Source organism: Kribbella soli, assembly GCF_004331345.1.
In the GTDB taxonomy this organism is placed as follows: Bacteria; Actinomycetota; Actinomycetes; order Propionibacteriales; family Kribbellaceae; genus Kribbella; species Kribbella soli.
Window position 1 is genome coordinate 229,887 of record NZ_SJJZ01000001.1, and the last position, 25,097, is coordinate 254,983.

29 protein-coding genes are annotated in these 25,097 nt (G+C 67.7%); 17 read left to right on the forward strand and 12 right to left on the reverse strand.

Annotation, left to right across the window (positions count from 1 at the left end; all coding sequences use genetic code 11):
• Positions 1-106: 106 nt before the first annotated feature.
• Positions 107-1,069: a sugar kinase gene (locus E0H45_RS01125; RefSeq protein ID WP_131334398.1), complete on the forward strand. Its 963-nt coding sequence runs from the start codon at positions 107-109 to the stop codon at positions 1,067-1,069.
• Here the strand turns inward: E0H45_RS01125 and E0H45_RS01130 are convergent.
• A complete protein-coding gene (locus E0H45_RS01130; RefSeq protein ID WP_131334399.1) occupies positions 1,066-2,043 on the reverse strand; it encodes a GlxA family transcriptional regulator in 978 nt (325 codons plus the stop codon). The two genes, E0H45_RS01125 and E0H45_RS01130, sit on opposite strands and share 4 nt — an antisense overlap.
• A 73-nt stretch (positions 2,044-2,116) precedes the next feature.
• On the opposite strand from E0H45_RS01130, the gene E0H45_RS01135 reads away from it, so the two are divergent.
• Positions 2,117-2,965: a dienelactone hydrolase family protein gene (locus E0H45_RS01135; protein ID WP_131334400.1), complete on the forward strand. Its 849-nt coding sequence runs from the start codon at positions 2,117-2,119 to the stop codon at positions 2,963-2,965.
• On the opposite strand, the gene E0H45_RS01140 is transcribed toward E0H45_RS01135, so the two are convergent.
• From E0H45_RS01140 to E0H45_RS01155, 4 genes are read right to left on the reverse strand one after another with little or no spacing between them, the layout of a single operon-like run.
• Complete coding sequence (locus E0H45_RS01140; protein WP_131334401.1) at positions 2,931-3,551, reverse strand: dihydrofolate reductase family protein; 621 nt, start codon at positions 3,549-3,551, stop codon at positions 2,931-2,933. The genes E0H45_RS01135 and E0H45_RS01140 overlap by 35 nt on opposite strands.
• The gene (locus E0H45_RS01145) at positions 3,551-4,042 is read right to left on the reverse strand and encodes an SRPBCC family protein (RefSeq protein ID WP_131334402.1); all 492 of its coding nucleotides are present in this window, start codon (positions 4,040-4,042) and stop codon (positions 3,551-3,553) included. The genes E0H45_RS01140 and E0H45_RS01145 overlap by 1 nt, the downstream gene beginning before the upstream one ends.
• 3 nt (positions 4,043-4,045) lie before the next feature.
• Positions 4,046-4,387, reverse strand: a complete 342-nt coding sequence (locus E0H45_RS01150) for an ArsR/SmtB family transcription factor (RefSeq protein ID WP_131334403.1) — start codon at positions 4,385-4,387, stop codon at positions 4,046-4,048.
• 54 nt (positions 4,388-4,441) lie between these two features.
• Positions 4,442-4,978 carry a helix-turn-helix domain-containing protein gene (locus E0H45_RS01155; RefSeq protein ID WP_131334404.1) on the reverse strand — a complete coding sequence of 179 codons (537 nt, stop codon included), beginning with the start codon at positions 4,976-4,978 and terminating at the stop codon, positions 4,442-4,444.
• 55 nt (positions 4,979-5,033) lie between these two features.
• Here E0H45_RS01155 and E0H45_RS01160 point away from each other — a divergent pair, with 55 nt between their 5' ends.
• Positions 5,034-5,936, forward strand: coding sequence for an alpha/beta hydrolase family protein (locus tag E0H45_RS01160; RefSeq protein ID WP_202872164.1), 903 nt, complete (start codon positions 5,034-5,036; stop codon positions 5,934-5,936).
• Here the strand turns inward: E0H45_RS01160 and E0H45_RS43555 are convergent.
• From E0H45_RS43555 to E0H45_RS01175, 3 genes are all read right to left on the reverse strand, one after another.
• A complete protein-coding gene (locus tag E0H45_RS43555) occupies positions 5,933-7,399 on the reverse strand; it encodes an ATP-binding protein (RefSeq protein ID WP_131334406.1) in 1,467 nt (488 codons plus the stop codon). The genes E0H45_RS01160 and E0H45_RS43555 overlap by 4 nt on opposite strands.
• Positions 7,399-9,060, reverse strand: coding sequence for an FAD-dependent oxidoreductase (locus tag E0H45_RS01170; RefSeq protein WP_131334407.1), 1,662 nt, complete (start codon positions 9,058-9,060; stop codon positions 7,399-7,401). The genes E0H45_RS43555 and E0H45_RS01170 overlap by 1 nt, the downstream gene beginning before the upstream one ends.
• Positions 9,061-9,162: 102 nt before the next feature.
• Positions 9,163-10,686 (reverse strand): chitinase, encoded by a 1,524-nt coding sequence (locus E0H45_RS01175; protein ID WP_238154732.1) that lies wholly within the window; start codon positions 10,684-10,686, stop codon positions 9,163-9,165.
• A 91-nt stretch (positions 10,687-10,777) separates the two neighbouring features.
• On the opposite strand from E0H45_RS01175, the gene E0H45_RS01180 reads away from it, so the two are divergent.
• Positions 10,778-11,116 carry a hypothetical protein gene (locus tag E0H45_RS01180; protein ID WP_131334409.1) on the forward strand — a complete coding sequence of 113 codons (339 nt, stop codon included), beginning with the start codon at positions 10,778-10,780 and terminating at the stop codon, positions 11,114-11,116.
• Positions 11,117-11,149: 33 nt separating this feature from the next.
• Here the strand turns inward: E0H45_RS01180 and E0H45_RS42285 are convergent, their stop codons facing one another.
• Positions 11,150-11,497, reverse strand: coding sequence for a hypothetical protein (locus tag E0H45_RS42285; RefSeq protein ID WP_165546324.1), 348 nt, complete (start codon positions 11,495-11,497; stop codon positions 11,150-11,152).
• 202 nt (positions 11,498-11,699) lie between these two features.
• Here E0H45_RS42285 and E0H45_RS43560 point away from each other — a divergent pair, with 202 nt between their 5' ends.
• Genes E0H45_RS43560 through ligD form a run of 3 tightly spaced genes read left to right on the forward strand, consistent with a single transcriptional unit; the run spans position 11,700 to position 14,957 of the window.
• On the forward strand, positions 11,700-12,797 hold the full coding sequence (locus tag E0H45_RS43560) for a helix-turn-helix domain-containing protein (RefSeq protein WP_272948928.1): 1,098 nt from the start codon (positions 11,700-11,702) through the stop codon (positions 12,795-12,797).
• Between the two features lie 49 nt (positions 12,798-12,846).
• Positions 12,847-13,956, forward strand: a complete 1,110-nt coding sequence (locus E0H45_RS01190; RefSeq protein ID WP_238154733.1) for a branched-chain amino acid aminotransferase — start codon at positions 12,847-12,849, stop codon at positions 13,954-13,956.
• 35 nt (positions 13,957-13,991) lie between these two features.
• Positions 13,992-14,957 carry a non-homologous end-joining DNA ligase gene (gene ligD, locus E0H45_RS01195; RefSeq protein ID WP_131334412.1) on the forward strand — a complete coding sequence of 322 codons (966 nt, stop codon included), beginning with the start codon at positions 13,992-13,994 and terminating at the stop codon, positions 14,955-14,957.
• A 198-nt stretch (positions 14,958-15,155) separates the two neighbouring features.
• On the opposite strand, the gene E0H45_RS01200 is transcribed toward ligD, so the two are convergent.
• Complete coding sequence (locus E0H45_RS01200) at positions 15,156-15,758, reverse strand: TetR/AcrR family transcriptional regulator (RefSeq protein ID WP_202872165.1); 603 nt, start codon at positions 15,756-15,758, stop codon at positions 15,156-15,158.
• Between the two features lie 83 nt (positions 15,759-15,841).
• On the opposite strand from E0H45_RS01200, the gene E0H45_RS01205 reads away from it, so the two are divergent.
• Positions 15,842-17,200, forward strand: coding sequence for an FAD-dependent monooxygenase (locus E0H45_RS01205; protein WP_131334413.1), 1,359 nt, complete (start codon positions 15,842-15,844; stop codon positions 17,198-17,200).
• Here the strand turns inward: E0H45_RS01205 and E0H45_RS01210 are convergent.
• Positions 17,172-17,612 carry a hypothetical protein gene (locus tag E0H45_RS01210; RefSeq protein WP_131334414.1) on the reverse strand — a complete coding sequence of 147 codons (441 nt, stop codon included), beginning with the start codon at positions 17,610-17,612 and terminating at the stop codon, positions 17,172-17,174. The genes E0H45_RS01205 and E0H45_RS01210 overlap by 29 nt on opposite strands.
• Positions 17,613-17,680: 68 nt before the next feature.
• On the opposite strand from E0H45_RS01210, the gene E0H45_RS01215 reads away from it, so the two are divergent.
• Complete coding sequence (locus E0H45_RS01215) at positions 17,681-18,316, forward strand: nucleoside/nucleotide kinase family protein (RefSeq protein WP_131334415.1); 636 nt, start codon at positions 17,681-17,683, stop codon at positions 18,314-18,316.
• On the opposite strand, the gene E0H45_RS01220 is transcribed toward E0H45_RS01215, so the two are convergent.
• On the reverse strand, positions 18,297-19,034 hold the full coding sequence (locus E0H45_RS01220; protein ID WP_238154734.1) for a TetR/AcrR family transcriptional regulator: 738 nt from the start codon (positions 19,032-19,034) through the stop codon (positions 18,297-18,299). The two genes, E0H45_RS01215 and E0H45_RS01220, sit on opposite strands and share 20 nt — an antisense overlap.
• Positions 19,035-19,116: 82 nt before the next feature.
• Here E0H45_RS01220 and E0H45_RS01225 point away from each other — a divergent pair, with 82 nt between their 5' ends.
• The 8 genes from E0H45_RS01225 to E0H45_RS01260 all read left to right on the forward strand — a co-directional run bounded on the left by E0H45_RS01225 (position 19,117) and on the right by E0H45_RS01260 (position 25,089).
• On the forward strand, positions 19,117-20,016 hold the full coding sequence (locus E0H45_RS01225; protein WP_131334416.1) for an ATP-binding cassette domain-containing protein: 900 nt from the start codon (positions 19,117-19,119) through the stop codon (positions 20,014-20,016).
• Positions 20,017-20,026: 10 nt separating this feature from the next.
• Positions 20,027-20,800 carry an ABC transporter permease gene (locus E0H45_RS01230; RefSeq protein WP_131334417.1) on the forward strand — a complete coding sequence of 258 codons (774 nt, stop codon included), beginning with the start codon at positions 20,027-20,029 and terminating at the stop codon, positions 20,798-20,800.
• A gap of 247 nt (positions 20,801-21,047) precedes the next feature.
• Positions 21,048-21,245, forward strand: coding sequence for a hypothetical protein (locus E0H45_RS01235; protein WP_130383912.1), 198 nt, complete (start codon positions 21,048-21,050; stop codon positions 21,243-21,245).
• An 86-nt stretch (positions 21,246-21,331) separates the two neighbouring features.
• The gene (locus E0H45_RS01240; protein ID WP_131334418.1) at positions 21,332-22,306 is read left to right on the forward strand and encodes a proline racemase family protein; all 975 of its coding nucleotides are present in this window, start codon (positions 21,332-21,334) and stop codon (positions 22,304-22,306) included.
• A gap of 48 nt (positions 22,307-22,354) precedes the next feature.
• Positions 22,355-22,678 (forward strand): putative quinol monooxygenase, encoded by a 324-nt coding sequence (locus E0H45_RS01245; RefSeq protein WP_131334419.1) that lies wholly within the window; start codon positions 22,355-22,357, stop codon positions 22,676-22,678.
• The gene (locus tag E0H45_RS01250) at positions 22,675-23,415 is read left to right on the forward strand and encodes an endonuclease/exonuclease/phosphatase family protein (RefSeq protein WP_165546326.1); all 741 of its coding nucleotides are present in this window, start codon (positions 22,675-22,677) and stop codon (positions 23,413-23,415) included. Before E0H45_RS01245 ends, E0H45_RS01250 begins: the two co-directional genes overlap by 4 nt.
• Before the next feature lie 147 nt (positions 23,416-23,562).
• The gene (locus tag E0H45_RS01255) at positions 23,563-24,615 is read left to right on the forward strand and encodes a zinc-dependent alcohol dehydrogenase family protein (RefSeq protein ID WP_131334421.1); all 1,053 of its coding nucleotides are present in this window, start codon (positions 23,563-23,565) and stop codon (positions 24,613-24,615) included.
• Between the two features lie 192 nt (positions 24,616-24,807).
• A complete protein-coding gene (locus tag E0H45_RS01260; protein WP_131334422.1) occupies positions 24,808-25,089 on the forward strand; it encodes a P-loop NTPase family protein in 282 nt (93 codons plus the stop codon).
• Positions 25,090-25,097 lie beyond the last annotated feature (8 nt).

A 25,097-nucleotide genomic window follows, 5' to 3' on the forward strand; every position in this document is an offset into this window, starting at 1 on the left:
TGGGTGGACCAGGCAAATGGGCTCGGCAGGGGCGGGGAGCCGGCGCAGCCAAAGGGCGATCGGATGGGTCGCCCCTCGTTCTCGGAGTACTGAACGGAGTACCGAAATGACGGATCTGCTGACGCTGGGCGAGACGATGGTGTCGGTGCGGACTGCGCGCCCGATGCGGCTCGGCGGGGACGCGCATCTCTCGATCGCCGGCTCCGAGAGCAACGTGGCGATCGGTGTCGCGCGGCTCGGGCACGACGTCACCTGGCTGAGTGCCGTGGGCAACGACGAACCGGGCCGGCTGATCGAGCGCACTCTCCGCGCCGAGAACGTCGGCACCCGGATCCGGTTCTCCGACGACGCGTTCACTGGGTTCATCGCGTTCGATCAGCCGTCGCACGACATCACCCGTGTGAGCTACCACCGCCGCGGCTCGGCCGCTTCCACTCTCACGCCGGACGAGACCACAGCTGCCGTCATCGCCACAGCGCCGACGCTGCTTCACGTCACCGGCATCACCCCGGCGCTCTCCGACACAGCACGTGCCGCGACGCTGGCCGCCGTACGCACGGCCTTCGCAGCAGGCACCCAGGTCTCACTCGACGTGAACTACCGCGCCCGCCTCTGGACCCGCCCCGAGGCAGCGGCCGCACTGCGCGAACTCCTCCCCCACGTCCACACCGTCTTCGCGTCCGACGACGAACTCGACCTCCTCACCGACGCAGAAGACCCGATCGCCGACCTGCTGAGATCTGTCGGCACCGTCGTTGTGACGGCCGGCGGCAAGGGCGCTTGGTCCCACACCAAAGGCACCGAATCCGTCGACGCGCCGTCGCCTGAGGTACACACCATCCACAGCCCCGCGCTCCCCGTCACCGTCGTCGACAGCATCGGCGCCGGCGACGCCTTCGTCTCCGGCTACCTGTCCGCCACCCTCGACAACCTCGCCCCGGACGCCCGTCTGACCCGAGCCACCACCTCAGGCGCCTTCTGCGTAACGGCGTACGGCGACTGGGAATCCCTCCCGACCCGCGAGAACCTGACGCTCTTGACCCACACCCAGGGCACCGCTCTCCGTTAAGTGGTTCGCCGGAACTGGGCGCGATACTCGCCCGGCGCCTTCCCGGTGTGACGCCGGAACAGGCGGCTGAAGGAGGCCGGGTCCCGGTACCCCACTTCTCCGGCGATGCGGGCGACGGTCCGGCCCGTCGTCTCCAGCAGTTGTCCCGCCCGGCGTACGCGGGCCGCCTGGAGATACTCGAGCGGCGTCACACCCGCCGTCGCACCGAACCGGCGGAGCAGTGTCCTGGAGCTGACATGGAGCTCAGCTGCGAGTCGCTCCAGGTCGTAGGCAGTATCGAGGTGCTGGTCCAGCCAGCGCTTCACCTGGTCCGCGAAGGTCGAGCCCCCGGCCGGGAGGATCGAGTGGTCGACGTACGGCGCTTGCGATGTCCGGGCGTCGTCAACAAGCGCGATCCGCGCGGTTGCGCGCGCCACGGACGCACCGCTGTGCCGACGGATCAGCGTGAGGGCGAAGTCGTACATCGCGCTGAACGCGGCGGTGGTCGTCACCCCTCGATCGGTGATCACCAGTTGATCGGCGCGGACGTCGACCGCCGGGTACCGGCGCGCCAACTGATCGGCGTACAACCAGGATGTCGTGGCGGTACGGCGGTCCAGCGCGCCGGCCTCGGCGAGCAGGAATGCGCCCAGGCAGATGGAAACGACCGCCGCACCGCCGGCCGTGTGCGCACGGATCGCTGCGAGCTCCGGACCGAGGCGGGACAGGACCAGGGCGACATCGACGGCCGGTCCGACCTCGAACCCCGGCACGACCAGGACGTCTGACGGCCGCAACGGGGACACGTCGACCCTGACCTCTCCGGAGGCGAGCACACGACGTCGTGGGGAAACGATCCGTACGTCGTACGCCGGGTCGAGTGATCCACGCACCTGGGCCACGCGCGTCGCCATCGTGAGCAGGTCAGGGACACCGTGCACCTCCGACGCGAAGCAGCCCGGGTACGCAAGGACCGAGATGCGGAGCGGCGGCATGTGGCGAGATTAGCCAGATCCCTGGCGATCCCGCCACTGGCGGCTGCCGTCGTACGGCAGACATTCTCAGGCCATGACGCGAGCCGGCTCCGATGATCCCCTCGACGACTTCGACCATCGGATCGTGGAGGTCGATGGGGTCGCGAAGACGGTCCACGTGATCGGCTCCGGGCCGGCAGTCGTCGTGATGCCGGAGATGCCGGGCATCAGCCCCGACGTCGCGCGACTCGCGCGCTGGGTGCGGGACGCCGGTTTCACCGTGTTCGTACCGTCGTTGTTCGGGGTGGACGGCGCCTACCCGACGGCCGAGGAGGGCGAGGCGATCGTTCGGAGAGCCTGTGTGAGTGCGGAGTTCCGCGTGTTCGCCGGCGGCGGGACGAGCCCGGTCGGCGACTGGCTGCGCGGTCTGGCCAGGGTTGCTCTGGACGAGGCAGGTGGACCGGGCGTAGGCGCGATCGGACTGTGCTTCACCGGGAACTTCGCACTCACGATGGCGCTCGAGCCGGCGGTGATCGCGCCGGTCGTCAACCATCCGTCTCTTCCGCTGGACGCACCGGGCGAGCTCGAACTCTCGGCGGCCGATGCGGAAACGCTCGCGGAACGGTTCCGGCGCGAGGACCTGCAGGTGCTGGCGTACCGGTTCCAGGGCGACCGGTGGTGCACCGGCCAACGCTTCGCGGCGTACCAGCGGCTTCTGGGTGACGCCTTCCTCGGACGCGTGCTGCCCGCGGAGACCGCGAACCCGGCGCCGCCGCCCTTCTTCCGCGAGGTCGTGGGGTGTGCGCACAGTGTGGTGACCGCGCACTTCGTCGACGAGGCCGGTCACCCGACCGTGCGCGCCCGCGACGAGATCCTTGCCTTCCTCACCGCCAGGCTGACGCCCTCCGCTAGCGCTCCCGGACGGAGTAGGTCAGGTGTGTGACCTTCGGGGAGTGTTCTGCGTGGACCTGCTCGAGGGCTATGCGGCTCGCGTCCACGCCTTCGAACAGGCGTATTCCGGCACCGAACAGCACCGGTGACAAGGCGATCGAGAACTCGTCGATCAGCCCGGCGTTCAGGTACTCCAGGATCGTCTCGCCGCCGCCCGCGACGCGTACGTCGCGGTCGCCCGCGGCTTCACGAGCCTGTTCGAGAGCGGTCTCGATCCCGTCGTTGACGAAGTGGAACGTAGTCCCGCCCGGCCGCTCCCAAGGGTCACGCTTCTCATGCGTCACCACGAATACCGGCGTATGGAACGGCGCCTCCTCCGGCCACATCCGCTCGCCGGCGTCGAACATGCGCTTGCCCATCACACTCACGCCGGTCCGCTCGTACGTCTCCCGCGCGATGTCGTTGTTGCGCCCCTCCTCACCGCCCTTGCCGAGCTTCAGGTTCTCCCGGAAGAACCGCAGCGGAAAGACCCACCGCTGCAACTCCATCCACTGCTTCCCCATCAATTCCTCGGGCGAGTCAGGAGCGATGAACCCGTCCAGCGACATCGACACACCGAAGAACACCTTCCCGGCCATCAGCTCTCCCCTCCCAACCGCGAACCGACGTAGGCAGCCAGGTTGCCCAGCGTCTGCTCACCGCCCTCAACCGCGCCGTACTTCTCGACCGCCTCGTCGCGCAACTCCTTCGTACGAAACACCGTGCGCATCTCGATCCGCGTCGCCGCACCCTCGGGCGCGAACGTCAGCACCGACTCGAACGGGTTCGGATCCTCGCTGGACTCACCGTGCAGCAGCGCAATCCGCTCCGGTACGGCGATCTCGGTCCAGGTGATCCACTCGGCGTAGTCCGTCCCGTCCGGCCCGTGCATCACGAAGTCCCACACCCCGCCGACGCGGAACTCGAACGCCTGAGTGGTCGTGGTGAACCCGTTCGGCCCCCACCACTGCGACAGATGCCGGACCTCGGTGAACGCCTCGAACACCGACTCCCGCGGCGCGTCGATCACCCGAGAGATCACAATCTCCCGCCCGGCCGTCGCCGGTGCTTCTTGTCTGGCCTCTGCCATCAGCTACTCCTCCAGCCGTGTCTGCTTCAGGTCCTGTACGTACGCGTCCAACCGGTCGAAGCTCTCGTTCCAGAACCGCTCGAACCCGCCGGCCCACTCGTGAACCGGCCGCAGCCCCCGCGCATCAAGCCCGTACAGCCGCTGCTTGCCCGCCTTGCGATCCCGCACCAGCCCCACCTCCCGCAGCACCCGCAGATGCTTGGACGCCCCCGGCTGAGTCATCCCCAACTCCTGGGCCAACTCCGTCACCGGCCGCTCACCCGCCCGCAGCAACACCAGGATCTCCCGGCGCTGCGGCTCCGCGATCGCGTTGAACACGTCCGACGTCGTCGCTGCTCGTGCCATGCCCGCAATCATATGCCCATATCGGAATACGTCAAGCAAGGGCGATTGGATGAGCTAAGACGCGTTGTCCTCGGTGGGGAAGAGGATCGGGCTGAGGAGGTAGCGGGAGCGGGACGGGGTCGCCTCGTTCGACAGGACCGGGAGGATCGCGGCTCGCAGGCCCTCGATCAGCTGGTGGAGTTCGGCTTCGGTCAGCCAGATGCCGTGCTGGCGGTAGCCGACGAGGTCCGCGATCGGGTCGGCTCCGTCGCGTTCGACGTACGCGTTGAACTCCGCGACCAGCGCGGCCATCGCCGCGGCGAACCCGCGCCGGTGATCCTCGACCGTCAACTGCTCGAGCTGCTCGGGCGTGATCGAAGCGGACGCGACCCGCAACCGGAAGCGTCGCTCGACGGCGCCCCGCACCCGCCGTTCCTCCGCGACCTCGAGGATGCCGCCCTCGGCGAGCAGCTCGACGTGCCGGTACAGCGTCGCCTTCGACACATCCGCGATCCGCTCCCCCAGCTCAGCGGTCGTCAACGACCGTCCACCGCGCAGCGCATGCACGATCCGCAACCGCACCGGATGCCCCAGCAGTTCCAACGGACCCATGGCCCAACAATCTCACGCCGTGCTACCTTTCTCAAATCATGAGAAAGGTACGCCGATGACCTGGACTCCCCCGCCGTACGCCGATCCGGCCGGCTTCACCGAACACGACATCACCCTGGACGCGGCCGGCCGAACTGTCCCGGGCACGTTGACACTGCCCGCGCACCCGACCGGCCAAGGTGCGGTTCTGCTGACCGGTGGCGGTCCGTTCGATCGCGACGAGACCAGCGGGCCGAACAAACCGTTGAAGGATCTCGCGTGGGGCCTGGCGACTCAGGGCGTCGCGGTCCTGCGCTTCGACAAGGTCACCGCGAACCGGCCCGAAGCGATGGCCGAGCCGGGCTACACGATGACCGCGGAGTACGTGCCGCATGGGATCGCCGCCGTACGGCTGCTGGCCGAGCACGTCGACCAGGTCGTCCTCGTCGGCCACAGCATGGGCGGCAAGATCGCACCGAAGATCGCTGCTGAGGAACCACTCGTCGGCGGGGTCGTGATCATGGCCGGCGATACTCAGCCGATGCAGCATGCGGCGGTCCGCGTCCTGCGCTACCTGGCACAAACAAATCCCGAGGCGGTCCCACTCGAGACCGTGACACTGTTCGAACGGCAAGCGGTCGCGGCCGACAACGTCTCTCCGGAGACTCCGGCGACAGATCTGCCGTTCGGCGCGCCGGCGTCGTTCTGGCTGGATCAGCGCGCGTACGACCCGGTCGTGACGGCGGCGAAGCTCGACGTACCGATCCTTGTCCTGCAAGGCGGTCGCGACTACCAGGTCACCGTTGCCGACGACCTCCCCGCCTGGCGCGCAGGGCTTCCCGACGCCACGATCAAGATCCTCGACGCCGACAATCACCTGTTCTTTCCAGGCGACGGCCCGTCGACGATGGCCGACTACCAGGTCCCCGGACACCTGGACCCGGCAGTCGTCACCACGATCGTCGACTGGTTGCCTTAAGCAAGTAGGGCCGGGTCGGACTCCAGTTCGCGTTCCGGATCCAGGGGCAGGACGATCTTGAAGACGGTACGACCCGGCTCGGACTCGACCCGCAGGTCGCCGTGGTGCTTCTTCACCACGATGCGCCAGGAGATGTCGAGGCCCAGGCCGGTGCCTTCACCGATCGGCTTGGTGGTGAAGAACGGCTCGAAGATGCGGCGCCGGATCTCGTCGGGGATACCCGGTCCGGTGTCGCCGATCTCGACGACAGCGTAGGCGCCGTCCCGGCGGGTGCGGATTGTCAGCGTCCCGGATCCGCCCATCGCGCTCACCGCGTTGTCGATGATGTTCGTCCACACCTGGTTGAGTTCCGCGGCGTACGCCGGGATCGCGGGCAGCTCGGGATCGAAGTCCTTGACGATCTCGTACCCCTGCAGCTTCCCCGACATCATCACCAGCGTCGACTTCAGCAGCTCGCGCAGATCGACGGTCTGGTACGGCGCCCGGTCGATCTGCGAGTACTGCTTCGCCGCACCGACGAGGGTCGAGATCCGGGTCACGGAGTCGTCGATCTCGTTCATCAGCGACTCGGTGTCGATGGTGTACATCAACCACCGCACGGCACCCTCGAGGTACTTCGGCCCGACCGCGGCCAGCACGTTCTCCATCCACGGCACATCCAGGCCGGCGGCGGCGAGCACCGGCGCCACGTCCCAGCTCGCCTGGACGTCGTGGTCGTCGAGCCAGTCCGTCAGCGTGTCCTCGCGGTCGGACAACTCCATCGGCGGGATGTCCTTGTCCTTGTTCTTCTCCAGCCGCTCGACCGCGTCGTCCTGCAACGCGACGATCTGGTGCAGCTTGGTCGCGTCGAGCGTGCCGTCGGCGAGCATCGCCAGCTTCGACCGCATCCCGGACACCCGCTGCCGCAAGGTCGCGGCCGCCCGCACCGCGGCGGCGGCCGGGTTGTTCAACTCGTGGGTCAGCCCCGCGGACAAGGAGCCGAGGGCAAGCAACCGCTCACGCTCGCCGAGCGTCTCGTTGGTCCGCCGCATGCCCATCACGAAGCCCTCGATCAGGTGCACTGCCATCGGGAACCAGGTGTTCATCATCGTCGCCATCGTCTCGGCGCTGATCACGAAGAACTCCGACGGCTCGGTCACCTGCATCGTCGCGGTGTAGGACTTGTGATCGTTGGCGCCGAAGAACGCGTTGAACGCACCGGAGTACACCCCGCGCTGGCCGGTCCGGTTGATCTCCACGAGCTCGCCGTGCGACAGCTTGCACAGCCGGATCTCACCCGAGAGCAGGACATAGCAGCAGGTCGCCTCGTCGCCCTCGTTGAACACGACCCCGTCGTGCACGGACTCGACGTACCCGACCTCGGAGAGCCACTGCAGCTGCTCCTCGGTGAGGCTCTCGAAGAGGAACAGCGTGCGCAACTCGTCAGGAGTCAGCCGCCGCGGCTCCACATCTTGGTCAGTCATCAGAGCATCTCCAGGTATCGGTGCACCAGTGTCACGGCCATCGCTCCGTCGCCGACCGCGGAGGCGACCCGCTTCACCGACTCGGCCCGTACGTCGCCGGCGGCGAACACGCCCGGCATGCTCGTCTCCAGGTGGTACGGCTCCCGCTCCAGCGGCCAGCCCGGCGGTCTGCCGTGCAGGTCGGGTCCGGTGAGCACGAAGCCTCGGTCGTCGCGGAGCAGGTCACCGGGCAGCCAGTCCGTCCGCGGGGCCGCGCCGATGAACACGAACATCCATTCCGTGTCCACCTCACGCTTCTCCCCGGTCTCGCTGTTCAGCAGGGTGAGATGTTCCAGGTGCTCCGAGCCGATACAGGAAACGACCTGCGTGCAGGTGTGCACCTCGATGTTGTCGATCCCGTCGATCTGGTCGATGAGGTACGACGACATCGTCGCGGTGAGCGATGGTCCTCTCACCAGCATATGCACGCGTTTCGCATGCCTCGAGAAATAGACCGCCGCCTGACCGGCGGAGTTCGCCCCGCCGATGATGTACACCTCGGCGCCGGCGCACGCCGGACCCTCGGTGGTGGCCGAGCCGTAGTAGATCCCGCGACCGCACAGGTCGTCGACACCGGGCGCCTGGAGCGTCCGGTACGAGACGCCGGTCGCCAGGATCACCGAGTGCGCTGAGATCTCGCTGCCGTCCGCGAACACCAGCCGCCGCGCGTTGCCGAGCGTGTCGAGCCCGACGACCTGCCGGGTCGTCAACAGCTCGGCTCCGAACCGGACCGCCTGGCGCCGGGCTCGGTCCGTCAACTGCGCGCCCGACACCCCGTCCGGGAAGCCGAGGTAGTTCTCGATCCGGCTCGACTGCCCGGCCTGACCACCAGTCGCCAACTGCTCGACCAGCACGGTCCGCAGGCCCTCACTGGCGCCGTACACGGCTGCACCGAGCCCGGCCGGGCCGCCACCGACCACGACCAGGTCGTAGAAGTCCTTCGCCGGCGCCGTCGACAGACCGACCTTCTGCGCCAGCTCGGCCTCGGACGGCGCGATCATCACCGTGGCGTCGGGCGTGATCACGACCGGCAGCGTCGTACCGTCCACGTCAGCGGCGTCGAGGAGCCGCTTGGCCTCGTCGTCGTCGACGTTCAGCCAGCGGTACGGCACGGCGTTGCGGGCGAGGAAGTCGCGGGCCGCGAACGACGGCGCCGACCAGCGATGACCGATCACTCGGGTCTCGTCGCCGGACGGTTCGGGGGTCGACCGCCACAGGTCGAGCATCGCGTCGACCACCGGATACAGCTTCTCCTCCGGTGGGTTCCACGGCTTCAGCAGGTAGTGGTCGAGGTCGACGACGTTGATCGCCTGGATCGCGGCGTCGGTGTCGGCGTACGCCGTCAGCAGCACCCGGCGAGCCAGCGGGAACAGGTCCATCGCGGCCTCGAGGAACTCGATGCCGGACATCTGGGGCATCCGATAGTCGGCCAGCAACAGCGCGACGGGCTCACCACGGAGCTTCAGCTCCTTCAGTGCGTCGAGCGCCTGCACCGGGTTCTCCGCCCGGACGATGCGGTTCTCCTCGCCGTACCGACGGCGGAGGTCACGGGCGATCGACCGGGAAACGCCCGGATCGTCGTCGACGGTGAGGATCACCGAGCGGGTCGTTGACGCTGTCATGCCTCCTTCATACCAGCGGATGCCTACAAACAGGGATCGGTAATCCACAGGCCCTCGTCCGGTTCGCGAGGGGCTGATCGCGAACCGGACGAGAGGGGCGGCCTACGGGAGGGCGTCGAGGTACGGCGCGTGGCTGTTCTGGAACTCCCAGTTGTAGTAGTGGTCCCAGTTGACCGACCACGTCATCAGCCCGCGGAAGCCCGGCGAAGTACCGCCGCGGAGGCTGTAGCCACCACAGTTCTGGCCCTTCACCAAGCAGTCGAGCGCTTCGTGCACGGCTGCCGGGGCGGTGTAGCCGTTGCCTGCGCTGACCGCTGCCGGGAGCCCGAAACCGATCTGGTCGTCGCGCAGTCCCGGAAACGTCTGACCGGTGTTCGCCACCGGGAAGCCGGCCTTGACCATGTCGGTCATCGCGATGTGGAAATCCGCGCCGCCCATGGTGTGGTACTGGTTGTCCAGCCCCATCACCGGACCGGAGTTGTAGTCCTGGACGTGCAGCACGGTCAGCGAGTCCCGCAAGGCGTGGATGACCGGCAGGTACGAACCGGTCCGGTTGTCGCCGCCGCTGGAGCCGCCGTAGAACTGGTAGCCGACCTGCACGAAGAACGTCTCCGGCGCCATCGACAGCACGAAGTTCGCGCCGTACTTCGCCTTCAATGTCTTCAGCGCCGAGATGAGATTGACGATCACGGGTGTCGTCGGGTTGCGGAAGTCGGTATCGCCCGCGTTCAGATAGAGCGAGTGTCCTTCGAAGTCGATGTCGAGCCCGTCCAGGCCGTAGCGATCGATGATCGCGCTCACCGAACTGACGAACGCGTCCCGGGCCGCGGTTGTGGTCAGCTGCACCTGCCCGTTCGCGCCGCCGATGGAGATCAGCACCTTCTTACCCGCAGCCTGCTTGGCCTTGATGGCTGCCGCGAAATCCGCATCACTCTCGACGTTCGGACACTCGCTCACCGGACACCTGTTGAACCTGATATCGCCGGACGTGACCGACGTCGGTTCCCCGAAAGCCAGATTGATGATGTCCCACTGCTCCGGCACGTCAGCCATCCGCACGTAGCCGGAACCATTGGCGAAGCTCGCATGCAGGTACCCGATGAGCGCATGCTTCGCCAGCCCTGCAGGCGGATCTCCCGGATCAGGAGGATCAGTGGGGTCACCGGGGTCGCTGCCGCCCGGACCGTCCAGGGTGAGGTCGTCGGCCTGGTACGCCGGTTGGCCGTACCAGCCGTGCACGTAGATCCGTGCGGACGTCTGACTCGCACCCGTGGTGAAGGACAGACTCAGCTGGGTGTAGCTCGCCGCGGACGGTGTCCAGATCGACGCGCCACCCGTGACGCCCAGGTAGACGTACGAGCCGCGTACCCAGGCCGACAGCGTGTACGCCGTGTTCGGCTGCACCGCGACTGTCTGGCTGCACTGGGCGTAGTCCGAGCTCGTGACCGCTCCGTTGAGGGCATATCCGCCGCTGCGGACCGGAGTACTGACGACTGAACCGCCAGAGCAGTTCCAGCCGCTCAGGGATCCGGACTCGAAGCCGGGATTGGACAGGATGTTCGCGGCCTGCGCCGGAACAGCAATACCGGCCAGCAGGACGCCGAGAACCACCGCAAGCCATCGCATAGCCATTTAGTAGAGACGTTCCATAACTCATGGTCAATGCGCTGGGACGGCGGCTATCCGACGCTGTCGGGAACCGGCCTAGGGTGAGCGCGTGAGTGACATCGACTGGGGCGTGACCGGCGAGAACGCTGGAACCGGTCATCTCGACTGGCACGACCCCGACGCGCTGTCCGCAGCATTCGCTCCGCACGGTTATCAGATCTCAACAACCACGCTCGAGGTCGCAATCGTCACCGCCTCCGCGGAGGACTGGCAGACCCGCATCGCCGACCACCCGCTGGGTGTCGCGACCTTCCCGCTCCTGGAGCGAGCGGGCCGGCTGGACGACGTACGGACCCAGTTCCTCCAAACACTGACCGACAACTGGACCAGCCCGACCGGCGAGGTCCACATCCCCGCGCAGTACTTGCTGGCGACGGCCACGCGCTGATCACACCCGCTGCCAGGTGGACCCGCCCGACAGCTACGGACCGCAGTCCATGCACGGCCAGGGACGGCCGCAGCGTGAGCAGAGGCCGTCGGGAGTCGGCGCCGGCAGCCAGACCGTCTTCTCCGGCGGCTCGGGAGGTGGTGCGGTCGGCCGGACAGGCGGCGGGTCGAGCCAGTGCAGCCGGGTGTCGCCGTCGGCGGCGTGAACCGCCAGCAGTGACTCGATGCCGTCCCAGGTCGAGGTGCTCGACCAGCGGCCGAGCCACCTGAGCGCAACGGCACCATCGGACCACTCCGCACCTTCCGCGAGCATCCGGGAACCAGGGGCGGCGATGGGCCGGACCAGACGGAAGAGGCGAGCCTGTCGCTTCAGCGTGTTCACCTGCTCAGGGTCGCCCAGAACGCAGTGCGCACAACAGGTGTGGGCTGTGGGCTGTGGGAACAGCCCACAGCCCACATGCCCTTGTTTTCCACGGTTTTTGTCGGCGAGGGCTTGTAACTTGTCCGGCACGCACCACATGAGCTCGAAGCGCGAACGGGGTGGTCCTGTGACCGAGACATCGATTGGGACATCGTTTGGTCCGTTGCTGCGGCAGTGCAGGCAGGCGGTCGGGCTGAGCCTGCGCCAACTCGCAGCACGGGTCGGGTACGACCACAGCTATCTGTCACAGGTGGAGCGCGGGCAGCGGCCCGGCTCTGCGGACTTGGCCCGGCTCTGCGACCGGGAGCTCGGCACTGACGGCCGACTGACTGCCACCTTCGAGCGAAGGCCCGCCCGCGCAGGTCAGCTCCGGCCGGAGGCCGACCCGTTGGAGACGGCGTGGCGAGGGCTGGTCGCGACGCTCGATGCCGGCGGACCGGCTCCCGACGACTTCCGCAGTGTCCCACCGGCCTTGCTGCTACCGGAGCTGGTGAGGCAGCTGCACGGCGCTGACGGAGTGGAGGCAGCCGAGCTGAGCATCCTGATCGCCGAGACACTCGCCAGGCTGGGTGAGCGAAGCACTGCAAGGCGCTGGTGGTGGGCCGCACGCGTGGCCGCGGACAGCGCCGGCGAAGGCCCGCTGCCGGCGTTCGTGCGAGCCAGGGAAGCAATCACCGGTCTGGCCGAGCGGCGTCCGTTGGCAGAGCTGCTTGAGCTCGCGGACGAGTCGGTCGCGCTGGACCGGCAGACGCCTGGCGCAGCAGGCTGTGTGCCGCGGACAGCGCAGGCACTCGTCCTTGCCGAGCTCGGACGCACTCAGGAGGCGCACCGCGCCTTGCAGGAGCTGATCGGTGGCGGCGACGAGCTCCTGCGCGCTGCCCCACAGGCACGGCAGTACCAGTTGCACTGGGCCGAGGGACGAGTCTGCACCCTGCTGGGGTACGGCGTAGCGGGCTGCGTCCTGCTGGAGCGTGCCAGGGAGCTCTGCCCGGAGAGCTGGATCGGCGAGCGCGCACGACTCGACCTGTGCCTGGCCGAGTGCCTGGTCGTCGCGGGCGAGGTCGCAGCCGGGCTGGCCACGGCACTCCGCGTCCTGGTCGAGCTGCCGGACGAGTGGCACGACTCCTTGGTGTACGACGCTGCCGATCGAGTGCTGCACGTCGTACAGGCAGAGCCCGGTGCAGCCGAGCTACGGCAGCTGCTGGCGCGGTCGGCGTACCGGAGTGGTCGGAGTGTGGGCGGCGGGTCGAGCTGGAGGTGAGAGCAGGGGTAGCGTGCGGCGAGTGACAGGTGAACAGCGAGCAACGGTAGTGACAGACGCGTGGGACTTCGCAGTCGAGCTGCGCAGCGATCCGGCCAGTGCGGAAGCTCGGGCGGCCGTGCTTGCGGATCCGGCGTTCGGACAGTCGTTCACCGACCACATGGTCGTTGCGAACTGGTCGGTGGACCGCGGCTGGCACGACTCGAAGGTCACGGCGTACGCGCCGCTGTCACTCAGTCCGGCGGCTGCTGTCTTCCACTACTCGCAGGAGATCTTCGAAGGCCTCAAGGCGTACCGGCACGCCGACGGTTCGGTGTGGGCCTTCCGCCCGGACCGGAACGCCGCCCGGTTCACTGCGAGTGCGGAGCGACTCGCGCTGCCGCAGGTGCCGGAAGACGAGTTCGTCGCGGCCCTACGCGCACTGGTGACCGTTGACGAGGCCTGGGTGCCGTCAGCCGACGACGGCGAGACCAGCCTGTATCTCCGGCCGTACATGATCGCCACCGAGGCCGTGCTGAGCGTCCGGCCAGCCCACGAGGTGCTGTTCGGCGTCATCGCCTCCCCCGCCGGCCCGTACTTCGACACCGGCCCCAAGCCGGTGTCCATCTGGCTGACGACCTCGACCATCCGGGCGACGCCGGGCGGGACCGGAGCGGCCAAGTGCGGAGGGAACTACGCGTCCAGCCTCGCCGGCCTGGCCGAGGCGGTCGCGAACGGCTGCGAGCAGGTTGCGTTCGTCGACGCCGTCGAGCACAAGTGGCTCGAGGAGATCGGCAGCATGAACATGTTCTTCGTGTACGCCGACGGCCGGATCGCGACGCCCGAGCTGAACGGCTCGATCCTCGAAGGCGTCACCCGTGCGTCCGTGCTCGAGCTGGCCGCCGACCTCGGCTACCTGGTCGAAGAGCGCCGGATCTCCGCCGACGAGTGGAAGGACGGCGTCCGCTCCGGCGAGATCACCGAGGTCTTTGCCTCCGGCACCGCCGCCGTCATCACCCCGATCGGCCGCGTCGCCTGGCCCGACGGCGATCTCACCATCGGCGACCACTCCGTCGACCACGGCGTCGGCCCGGTCACCACCAAGATCCGCAGCACCCTCCTCGACCTGCAGTACGGCCGCACCCCGGACACCCGCGGCTGGCTCACCCGCCTGGCCTGATGCCGTTTGTCCCCGCCGCCGGTTAGGTTGGCGTCATGGCCGACTCCAAGGCGAAGTCTCCGGCGATCGAGCTGGAGGTGGGTGAGCGAACGGTGCGGATCTCCAATCCGGACCGGGTGTACTTTCCCGCGCGCGGTGAGACCAAGCTGGATCTGGTGAAGTACTACCTGTCCGTCGGGGACGGGATCGTCAACGCGCTGCGCGAGCGGCCGTGCATGATGCACCGGTTCCCGGAGGGTGTCGCGGGCGAGAAGGTGCACCAGAAGCGGCTGCCGCACGGAGCGCCGCCGTGGATGGAGACGGTCCGGGTCAAGTTCCCGCGGTACAACCGGACCGCCGACGAGCTGTGCGTCACCGAGATCGCGCACGTCGCCTGGGCGGTGCAGATGTCGACGGTCGAGTTCCACCCGTGGAACTCCCGTCGCGCCGACACCGAGACGCCGGACGAGTGGCGCATCGACCTCGACCCGATGCCCGACTGCCCGTTCGATCGGGTACGCCGGGTCGCGCACACCGTCCACGAAGTACTCGACGAGCTCGGCGCGGTCGGCTACCCGAAGACCTCCGGCGGCTCGGGCATCCACATCTACGTCCGGGTCGAGCCGGCGTACGGCTTCTCCGACGTACGGCGGGCCGCACTCGCGTTCGCGCGTGAAGTGGAGCGGCGTACGCCGGAGGACGTGACGACAACGTGGTGGCGCAAGGATCGCGACCCTCGACTGGTGTTCGTCGACTACAACCAGAACGCTCGGGACCACACGATCGCGAGCGCCTACTCGGTCCGCGGGAATCCCGAAGGCACGGTCTCGACCCCGATCCACTGGGACGAGATCGACGACGTGAACCCGAAGGACTTCACGATCGCCACCGTCCCCGCCCGGTACGCCGAACTCGGCGACCTGCACGCCACGATCGACGAGAACGTCTACTCCCTCGACACCCTGATCGAGTGGGCCGAACGCGACGAACGCGAAGGCGCGGAAGCACCGCCCGAGGACTGAGCGCGGACCTGCGCCACTCATCAACTGCTCTTTCCGAGCCTCGGCGACGCATACCCCCAGCGTGACCGCAGCCTCCTGCCCCGGCTTGGTGAGTGGCTCACGTCCGCATCTCCAGGCCATCACAATTGCATCGAGCCGCCGGCTCCACGCCGGACGAGGATCACCACCGCTCGATTGTGATGGCCTGGGCGTTCGCCCCTACCCCGCCAAACCGTGGTGCAGGAGGTTGGTAAGGGTTTCGATGGCTGCGTCGTCGGTGATTGTCTGGCCGTTGGACGGGTTGACGACGAGCCAGGTGTAGGCGAACCCCTCCATCAGGGCGTTCATCGCGGAGATCGTGACCAGTGGATCGGCCGGTGGGTTCGGCAGATGTGCGAAGTGCTCGATCATGTGCTGATCGTCGTCCGCCATGATCTGCTGCAGCCGCCGCCCCAGCTCCGGGTCCACCATCGCGGCCTGCTTCACCGCGATCATCTCCGGCAGATGCGCCTGGTAGAACCGCCAGAACGCGGCCACGTGCCAGCGGATGGCTGACAGTTTGCTGAAGTCGGCGTCGTGTCCGGCGTCGTCGACGACCGCCTCGTCCGCTGCCGCGAGCATGTCGCGAAGCAGCGCCTCGAGCAGCTCTTCCTTGCTCGCGAAGTGGTTGTAGAAGGACCCCGTCGCGCGGCCCGCGGCCGCGGTGATGTCGGTGATCTTCGTGTTCAGGTACCCGCGCTCGGCAAAGACGTCGCGCGCGGCCTGCTTCAGCGCCGCCTCGGTTCCGGCCGCCCGCTGCCGGCGGCTCACCGTGTCCGTCACGACAACCTCCTTGACACCGAACCCTAGTCACGTTCAGACTGAATCTGAATTCAGTGAATCATAGTTCAGTCAAGGAGACCACCATGAACGTCCTGATCGCGGGTGCCGGACCGACCGGACTGACCCTCGGCATCGAGCTGGCCCGGCGCGGCATCGCGGTGCGGGTGATCGACAAGGCGACCGAGTTCTTCAACGGATCACGTGGCGACGGCCTGCAGCCGCGGACCCTCGAGGTCTTCGAGGACCTCGGCGTACTGGACGAGGTCCTGCGGCGGGGCCGACCGATGCCGGTGATGAAGATCTACGTCGGCGGCCGATTCGTGGGCGAGCGCCGGATGGCCGAGCCGGTCGAGCCGACCCCGGACATCCCGTATCCGAACGGGCACATGCTCGGCCAGTCCCAGACGGAGCAGATCCTGCGCACCAAGCTCGCGGAGTACGGCGTGCAAGTCGAACTGGCCACCGCCATCGTCGGATTCACCCAGGTCGACGACTTCGTCACCGCCGAACTGTCCACTGGCGAGACAGTCGAGGTCGCCTATCTGGTCGGCGCGGACGGTGGGAGGAGTTTCGTCCGCAAGCATCTCGGCATCGCCTTCGAGGGGACGACCGACGAGTCGATCCGGATGCTGCTCGGGGACGTCGCCGCCGACGGGCTGGACCACGAGGTGGGCTATTGGTTCGGCGCCGAGGACAACCCGATGTCCGGGATCGCGATGACGCCGCTGTCCGGCGGCGACCAGTTCCAGTTCGGAGCCCCGCTCGACGGCGAGGATGCGGACACCTCCCTCGAGGCGCTGCAGGAAGTGGTCGACAAGTTCGCCGGCCCGGGTACGGCGAAGCTTCGCGACCTCACCTGGTCGACGGTGTGGCGTCCGAACGTGCGGCTCGCCGCGACGTTCCGGGTCGGTCGCGTCTTCATCGCCGGCGACGCCGCCCACGTGCATCCGCCGACCGGCGGTCAGGGTCTGAACACCGGCGTCCAGGACGCGTACAACCTCGGCTGGAAGCTGGCCGACGGACGGGAAGAGGTGCTGGCGACGTACGAGACCGAACGCCGGACGAACGCCGAGCGGGTACTCGGTATCAGTCAGGACCTGATGCAGAAGCACGTCGACGGCGACGAGTCGGCGCTCGAGCGCGGCGAGAACACCCGCCAACTGGACGTCTCGTACCGCGACCTGGCCGACACCCGTCCCCTCACCTCAGGCGACCGGGCTCCCGACGCACCACTGGTCGATGCCGAAGGCAACAAGGTGCGGCTCTTCGAACTGTTCCGCGGCCCGCACGAAACCCTGCTGCGCTTCTCCCCCACCACCGCGTCGACCCACCCGCGTACCGTCGACATCGGCACGACGTACACCTCACCGGAAGCCTTCACCCACTACTACGCGGCCGCCGGCGACGAGATCCTCATCCGCCCGGACGGGTATCTGGCGTAGTCCATCGAGGGCTCTGCGCCGCCAGCGTCAGGACGGCGTCCGAGTCCGGCAGGATCCGCTCCACCGCGTCAGCCGGCACGCCACCGGCGCGTGGATCCTCGGGCTCGCCGATCCACCGCCGTACGGCGTCGGCCGGTGCGGCACCCTTGTCCCGGGCTCGCTTCAACCGGCCTAGCCAGGGGCCTCCGGCATCGAATCCGACGGCTCCGGCGCCATGGACCGGCCGGAAGCCGGCAGCGTCTTCGTCCGCCGAGATCGAGCCCCACAGGAAGCCGAGCAGCTTGCCGCCGAGCATCACGGGCAGGCAACAGATCGGCGTCCGCGAGACCCCGATGTACTCGGTCCGCTCGAGGGTGAAGGGACTCAGGACTCCGAACTCGGTGGGGCGGCCGTACGTCGGCGGTTCGGACATCGTGGCTCCTGACGGTAGATCGCCGCGCAGTGGCCGGCCGGCGGCGCAAACATCCTAGGATCACTGGGGTGCGCACATTGGACTCAGCCGCCGCCTACGATCGTGCCGTCGAGTTGGCAACACGAGGGCGGCGGCAGATCCTGGGGATCACCGGGGCGCCGGCGGCGGGCAAGTCGACGTACGCCGAGCAACTCGCCGCGAAGCTGACCGCCGACGGGCACAAGGTCGCGCTCGTCCCGATGGACGGCTACCACCTCGCGCAGTCGGTGCTGGAGGCCGAAGGACTCGCGGACGTGAAGGGTGCGCCGCACACCTTCGACGGCTACGGCTTCGTCGCGCTCCTCAAGCGGTTGAAGGAATCACCGGACGAGCAGATCTGGGCGCCGCGCTTCGACCGCAGCATCGAGGACTCGATCGCCGCCAGCATCGGAATCGCCCCAGAGGTCACGCTGGTCCTCACCGAGGGCAACTATCTGCTGCTCAACGAGGCGCCTTGGTCGATCGTCCGCAGCCTGCTCGATCAGTGCTGGTACGTCGAGGTGCCCGAGGAGCTCCGTCACGCGCGCCTCGAAGCCAGGCACCGGGCGTTCGGCAGATCACCCGAGGAAGCACACGAACGCACGTACGGCTCCGACGAACGCAACGCGCACCTGATCGCGGCGACCGCATCGGCGGCCGACGCGATCATCCAACCCGGTCAATGAACGCAGCGACCCCGTCCAGGTAGAGCTGCAGGCCGAAGTCGAAGTCGGCCTCGTTGTCCTCCTCGAAGCTCCCCACCTCGTCGAACACGCCGGCGTCGACCGTGCGCGCCACGGCCGGATAGACCCGCGGATCCGCGACCCGCCGGAGCGTCGAGCCGAACCGCTGAAAGGCATCCGGGTTCTCCGCGTAGCCGGCCGCCAGGTCGAATGCCATCCGGATCTCCCCCTGCACGTACGTGATCAGGCCCATCACCACGCCGACCTTCGCCTCCTCGGGCAGGCCGGTGTCCTTCAGCACGCCGAGCGCGGAGTCGAACCAGGCGAGGTTGTTCGGACCGGCGGGCGGACCGGAGATCGGCACCTTCGCGTACCACGGGTGCCGCCGGATCGCGGTCAGCACGCCGTCCGCCCAGAACGTCAGCCCGGTCCGCCAGTCGACGCCCTCGGGCATCGGTTCCGGACGCTCGATCGCGGCGTCGGACATGATCACCAGCAGGTCGTCCTTGCTCTTCAGGTGCCGGTACAGCGCCATCGTCGAGTTCCCGAGCCGCTCGGCGACCCGAGCCATCGAGACGGCGGCCAGGCCTTCGGCATCGGCGATCGCGATCGCCGCCGCGACGATGTCGTCGAGCGTCAGCGACGGTTTCGGCCCGCGCCGCGGCTTCTCACGCAACCGCCACATCAGCGCGACGTCGGCCGGCAGCTCGTTGTTCTCCACCGGGTCAGTTTAGGGCTTGCCGACCATTACTGCGTACCTGCTACGCTATTTAGCGTATTCAATACGCAGTAAGGAGGGGACGATGATCGTCGAAGCGACCGGCTTGAAGAAGTCGTACGGCGCGACCGAGGTGCTGACCGGGGTCGACCTGAGCGTCGCGGAGGGATCGGTGCTCGCGTTGCTGGGCCCGAACGGCGCCGGCAAGACCACCACGGTTCGGATCCTGACCACGCTTACCCGCCCGGATTCCGGTACGGCGACCATCGCGGGGTACGACGTACTCCGCGAACCGGCCCGGGTCCGTGGCGTGATCAGCCTGACCGGACAGTTCGCCGCGGTCGACGAGAACCAGACCGGGCGGGAGAACCTGGTGATGGTCGGCCGGCTGATGCACCTCGGCCGGCGTACTGCGCGGCGGCGTACGACGGAGCTGCTGGAACAGTTCGGACTCACCGACGCGATGGACCGGCGCGTGAAGACGTACTCCGGGGGCATGCGGCGGAAGCTCGACCTGGCGATGAGCCTGATCGCGCACCCGCAGGTGATCTTCCTGGACGAGCCGACGAACGGACTCGATCCGGCCAGCCGGTCGGCGATGTGGGACGCGATCGTGGAGCTGGTCCGCGACGGTACGACGATCCTGCTCACCACGCAGTACCTGGAGGAAGCGGACCGGCTCGCCGACCGGATCGTCCTGCTCGACCAGGGGCGCATCGTTGCCAGTGGTACTGCGGACGCGCTGAAGACCCAGATCGGTGGCGAACGGATCGAGCTGCGCTTCACCGACGAGGTGCAGCTGCTGAAAGCTGCCGGCGTACTGAGCGGTGTGGTCGACCAGCTGGTGCTGAACGTTCCGTCGGACGGTACGGCGGCGCACCTGCACCAGGTCCTCGACGTACTGCGTGACAACGGGCTGACGCCGGAGCGGGTCTCGTCCCACCGGCCCACGCTCGATGACGTGTTCCTAGCACTGACCGCCTGAGAGGTAGCTGATGTCACACCAGGGAGTCGTCGCCGCCTGCTCGGACGCGGTGACCATGATCGACCGCAGTGTGCGGCTGGCGCGGCGCAACGTCGACACGTTGTTCGTGTCGCTCCTGCTGCCGTTGCTGATGATGGCGTTGTTCGTCTACGTGTTCGGCGGCGCGATCAACACCGGGACGGAGTACGTGAACTACGTCGTACCGGGGATCCTGCTGCTGACCACCGGATACGGCGCCTCGTCGACGGCGATGGTGGTCGCCGACGACATGAACAGCGGGATGATCGACCGCCTGCGCTCGCTGCCCATCCACAGCTTCGCCGTACTGACCGGGCATGTGGTCGCGAGCGTCGCGCGCAACGCGACGTCGACGGCGATCGTCATCCTGGCCTCGCTCGCCATGGGGTTCCGCCCCGAGGGCGGAGTGGTGGACTGGCTGGCGGCGATCGGGCTGCTGTTGCTGTACGTCGTCGCGCTGTCCTGGCTCGCAGCGGGGCTCGGCGTCATCGCCAAGTCGGTGGAGTCGGCCAGCACGCTCAGCTTCTTCATGCTGTTCCTGCCGTACCTGAGCAGCGCGTTCGTGCAGCCGGAGTCGATGCCGTCGTGGTTGCGGCCGATCAGCGAGCACCAACCGATCACGCCGGTGATCGAGACCGTCCGCAGCCTGCTGATCGGAACGCCGATGGAGAACAACGGCCGGATCGCACTCGCCTGGTGTTGTGGTCTACTCCTGTTCTCCGTCGTGCTGGCGACTTCGCTGTATCGCCGACGAACGAACCGCTGAGCGCAGGTCTGGTGCCGTTCGGCGACGGATGTTGCGAGAGACTGCCGAGAGTGACCCCTTCGTCGGGTTAACGTCAAAGTCCCCCCCAACGTGTGGTGGTCCCACTCCCCCCGGGACCCACACGGACGAGCGCCCCGATCATCGATCGGGGCGCTTTGTTTTGCCGAAATTTTCTTCTCGAGGACGTGTCGAATCCGGCCCCTCTGGTCCGACGTATCAGTAAGAGCGACCAAAGGAGAGGGTCAGAATGAACATCACCACCGACATCCGGAACATGATCGTCACCATGCTGGCCGAGGGGAGCCCGGTCTGGTACGTGGCCGGCATGGTCAACATGCGCAGCCACGACGTGTACGTGATCGGCTGCGAGGCCGGCTACCCCGACAAGGCCAAACTGCGCCGAGCCGTCTGGGCCGCGCGGAACCGCGTACCCCAAGCCGCCTGACCCAACCCGGTTCCAGGCCGCTCCCAGCCGCCGCCTTGCCCCGTCATCGGGGCGGACGGCGGCTTTCGCTTGTTTAAGGTACGTCTGTGGATGACGTCAGCGTTGTGGACTATCACACGGCCGGGGAGCCCTTCCGGATCGTGACCTCGGTCGAGATTCCGGGAACCTCCGTGGCGGACCGCCGGGTCGCGGCGCAGTCGTCCGAGGCGATCGACGCCGTACGGCGGTTGCTGGTGAACGAGCCGCGTGGTCATGCGGACATGTACGGCGGGTTCGTCGTACCGGGTGACGACGACGGCGCCGACTTCGGAGTGGTCTTCTGGCACAAGGACGGGTACTCGACCGCGTGCGGGCACGGGACGATCGCGCTGGCGACCTGGGCGGTCGAAACCGGTCTGGTCCAGGTCGCGGCTGATGGCGAGACGGACGTCGTTATCGACGTACCGTCGGGGCGGGTGGCCGCGCGGGTCAGTTGCGCCGGCGGTTCGGTGTTGAGCGTTGCCTTCCGCAACGTTCCGTCGTACGTGCTGAGCCGTGGCCTGCAGGTGCCGACGGCGCGCGGATCGGTGCTGGCGGACATCAGTTACGGCGGGGCGTTCTACGCCTCGGTCCTCGCTTCGTCGGTCGGTCTGTCGGTGACGCCGGCGTGTTACGCGGACCTGATCGCGATTGGTCGCGAGATCAAGTGGGCCTTGGACGCGGTCGCCGTACATCCTCACGATCCTCGCTTGAGCGGTCTCTACGGAACGATCCTGTACGACGATCTCGGGCCGGCGCACCAGCGCAACCTTGCGGTGTTCGCCGACGGAGAGGCCGACCGCTCCCCCTGCGGCTCCGGTACGTCGGCACGCCTGGCCCTACTGCACGACGAAGGACGCCTGCGCACGGGTGAGGTCCTGCGCCACGACTCCATCGTCGATACGACGTTCCTCGGCCGCGTCGTCGAGGAGACCCCGGACGGCGTCATCACCGAAGTCACCGGCACCGCCTACCGCACCGGCACCGCGACGTTCAGCCTGGACCCACGCGACGCCCTGGGTACCGGGTTCACCCTTCGCTGATCTCAGATTGCGACCGCCACCGCTGCGGTGGCCGCTAGGTTTGTCCTCATGATCTTCATCACCGCGAAGTTCCGTGTGAAGCCTGAGCACGCCGACGACTGGCCGGCCATCACCGCCGACTTCACCGCCGCAACCCGCGCCGAACCCGGCTGCCTGTGGTTCGACTGGTCCCGCTCGGTAGACGACGCCAACGAGTACGTGCTCGTAGAGGCGTTCGCCGACGACGACGCCGCCACCCACCACGTCACCTCGGCCCACTTCAAGGCCGCTCAGCAACACCTCCCACCCCACCTGGTGGAGACTCCCCGCATCGTCAACTTCAAACTCCCCCAGGACAGCTGGTCCGAACTCGGCGAACTCGCCGTCAATTGACCCGTCTGACAGTCGCCTCCCTCAACACCCGCGGAGTCCCACTCTTCAGCTCTGACCTGCGCTCCCGGTACACCGCGATGGCCGAAGCCTTCGAGGCGTCCGACACAGACGTGGTCAACCTGCAAGAGGTCCTCACCTACTACCACCTGCGCCTGCTGCGCTCGTCCATGCCGTCGTACCGAGCCAGCTTCCGTCCCTCCGCGGCCGGCCCAGCAGGCGGCCTGGTGACGTTCTCCCGCCACCCGGTCGCGACTACCACGTACAGCCGGATCCCGGCCTCTGAATTCAGTGCCTTGCCGCGCAAAACTCGCCTGACCGCATCACTCAAGGGCGTGCTGTCCACGAGCCTCTCGGGCCTCACAATCCTCAACGTCCACCTGTCCGCCAACCACGACGGCGACTGGTCCCCCGCCAACCGCTACCACGGGCTCCACCGCACCCAGCTCACGACGCTGGCGCAGTACGTCGGAACCGTTGAAGAGCCTGCCGTCCTCACCGGCGACTTCAACATCGCCCGCGACAGCTCCCTCTACCGCGACTTCCTCCGCGAATCCCGCCTGACCGACGCGTTCGGCGACGACTGCCCACCGACCTTCCACCGGGCCTATCTCCCTCCGGACAGGTCCCCGCACTGCATCGACTTCGTCCTACTCTCCGGCCCAACGGTCGAATCCGCCGCAGTCGACGACAGCTACCCCAGCGACCACCTAGGCCTAACCGTCCGCCTGCTGGTCTAGAAGCCGCTGCACCTCGAACTCACTTCCATCCCTCACTCCGCCTGCCGTCTCAAGATGAGACCGGCGGCGTCGGCCTGTGGTGTGAGCATCCGAGGTGTAACGGTGCGCACCCTTGGTACCGGCTGGCCGACGAGAAGGGGAGTACCGATGAAGGCGCTCGTTTACCACGGACCTGGCAAGAAGGCCTGGGAAGACGTCCCGAATCCGGTGATCAAGGACCCGACCGACGCGATCGTGAAGGTCGAGGTCACGACCATCTGCGGCACGGACCTGCACATCCTCAAAGGCGACGTACCCGCCGTCACCGACGGCCGGATCCTCGGCCACGAAGGTGTCGGTGTGGTCACCGAGGTCGGCGCCGACTGCAAGAGCGTGGAGGTCGGAGACCGGGTCATCATCTCCTGCATCAGCAAATGCGGGACGTGCGACTACTGCAAGGCCGGCCTGCCCTCGCACTGCAAGACCCTCGGCGGCATCGGCTGGATCTTCGGGCACCTCATCGACGGAACCCAGGCCGAGTACGTCCGCGTCCCGTACGCCGACAACGGCCTGATCCCGCTCCCCGAAGGAGTCTCCGCCGAACAGGGCGCGATGCTGAGCGACATCCTCCCCACCGGCTACGAGATCGGTGTACTCAACGGCGCCGTCAAGAGCGGGGACGTCGTCGCCGTCATCGGTGCCGGACCCGTCGGACTCGCCGCGATCATGACCGCGCGCACAGCCGGCGCCTCGAAGATCATCGCCGTCGACGGCAACAAGTTCCGGCTCGACCGGTCCCGCGATTTCGGGGCGACCGACACGATCGAGGCCGGCGACAACGTCGTACAGGCCCTGCGGGAACTCAGTCACGACGGCTTAGGCGTCGACGTCGCCATCGAAGCGGTGGGCCTTCCCGTAACGTTCAGCACCGCGCTCGAGTCCGTCCGGCCCGGCGGGCATGTCGCCAACGTCGGCGTACACGGCGAGAGCGTCGAGTTCCCGATCGAGCGGCACTGGATCAACAACCTCACCATCACCACCGGCCTGGTCAACGCCATCACGGCGCCAGAGCTCCTCGAAGACATCAAGACGGGCGCCATCGCCCCCGAGAAGTTCGTGACCCACCAGTACCCGTTCGGCCAGTTCGAAGAGGCCTACGACACCTTCGCCAACGCCGCAGAACAAGAAGCCCTCAAGGTAGTCATCACAAACCTCGAGTAAGCCAACTGGAACTGGGGACACCCCCGGGCACCGGGGACAGGCTATGGCTTATCCCCAGTCCCCCGCGCCTATCCCCGGTTGCCGCGTCGCGCTTCGTCGGTGAGGGTTTGACACGGCGGGTAGCAGCTGTCGCCTTCCGGCGGTGCAACACGGGTAAAAAGCTCACGGCATCGGCTGTTCCGCTCGCCGCACGTGCTCGCCGTCGTCGTACTGGCTCGCGCATTCCCGCCCCACTTCGCCTTGCTGATCAAGGGCATGAACCGTCGCGACGCGTGGGACCGCGCCGAGCTGGCCCTCGCCCGGGTCGAGCTCACCGACCGGGCCGGGACAAGGACGAGCGAGCTCTCCGGCGGGCAGCTGCGCCGGGTCGGGGTGGCCGCAACGCTGGCGACGACGCGCGCGTCCTGCTGCTCGACGAGCCCACCCACGACATCGCCGACCTCGCCGAGGAGGCCGAGCACGTCACCGTCCTGAGCCGGGGC

Bases quoted from the DNA above. Each gene is read 5' to 3' on its own strand.
- E0H45_RS01140 (WP_131334401.1), bottom strand. From the start codon at position 3,551: ATGGCCGGGAAGGTGTTCTTCGGTGTGTCGATGTCGCTGGACGGGTTC.
- E0H45_RS01255 (WP_131334421.1), top strand. From the start codon at position 23,563: ATGAAGGCGCTCGTTTACCACGGACCTGGCAAGAAGGCCTGGGAAGAC.
- ligD (WP_131334412.1), top strand. From the start codon at position 13,992: ATGGCCGACTCCAAGGCGAAGTCTCCGGCGATCGAGCTGGAGGTGGGT.
- E0H45_RS01160 (WP_202872164.1), top strand. From the start codon at position 5,034: ATGACCTGGACTCCCCCGCCGTACGCCGATCCGGCCGGCTTCACCGAA.
- E0H45_RS01145 (WP_131334402.1), bottom strand. From the start codon at position 4,042: ATGGCAGAGGCCAGACAAGAAGCACCGGCGACGGCCGGGCGGGAGATT.
- E0H45_RS01135 (WP_131334400.1), top strand. From the start codon at position 2,117: ATGACGCGAGCCGGCTCCGATGATCCCCTCGACGACTTCGACCATCGG.
- E0H45_RS01205 (WP_131334413.1), top strand. From the start codon at position 15,842: ATGAACGTCCTGATCGCGGGTGCCGGACCGACCGGACTGACCCTCGGC.
- E0H45_RS01125 (WP_131334398.1), top strand. From the start codon at position 107: ATGACGGATCTGCTGACGCTGGGCGAGACGATGGTGTCGGTGCGGACT.
- E0H45_RS01230 (WP_131334417.1), top strand. From the start codon at position 20,027: ATGTCACACCAGGGAGTCGTCGCCGCCTGCTCGGACGCGGTGACCATG.
- E0H45_RS01245 (WP_131334419.1), top strand. From the start codon at position 22,355: ATGATCTTCATCACCGCGAAGTTCCGTGTGAAGCCTGAGCACGCCGAC.
- E0H45_RS01155 (WP_131334404.1), bottom strand. From the start codon at position 4,978: ATGGGTCCGTTGGAACTGCTGGGGCATCCGGTGCGGTTGCGGATCGTG.
- E0H45_RS01225 (WP_131334416.1), top strand. From the start codon at position 19,117: ATGATCGTCGAAGCGACCGGCTTGAAGAAGTCGTACGGCGCGACCGAG.
- E0H45_RS01175 (WP_238154732.1), bottom strand. From the start codon at position 10,686: ATGCGATGGCTTGCGGTGGTTCTCGGCGTCCTGCTGGCCGGTATTGCT.
- E0H45_RS01150 (WP_131334403.1), bottom strand. From the start codon at position 4,387: ATGGCACGAGCAGCGACGACGTCGGACGTGTTCAACGCGATCGCGGAG.
- E0H45_RS01210 (WP_131334414.1), bottom strand. From the start codon at position 17,612: ATGTCCGAACCGCCGACGTACGGCCGCCCCACCGAGTTCGGAGTCCTG.
- E0H45_RS43555 (WP_131334406.1), bottom strand. From the start codon at position 7,399: ATGACTGACCAAGATGTGGAGCCGCGGCGGCTGACTCCTGACGAGTTG.
- E0H45_RS01130 (WP_131334399.1), bottom strand. From the start codon at position 2,043: ATGCCGCCGCTCCGCATCTCGGTCCTTGCGTACCCGGGCTGCTTCGCG.
- E0H45_RS01170 (WP_131334407.1), bottom strand. From the start codon at position 9,060: ATGACAGCGTCAACGACCCGCTCGGTGATCCTCACCGTCGACGACGAT.
- E0H45_RS01235 (WP_130383912.1), top strand. From the start codon at position 21,048: ATGAACATCACCACCGACATCCGGAACATGATCGTCACCATGCTGGCC.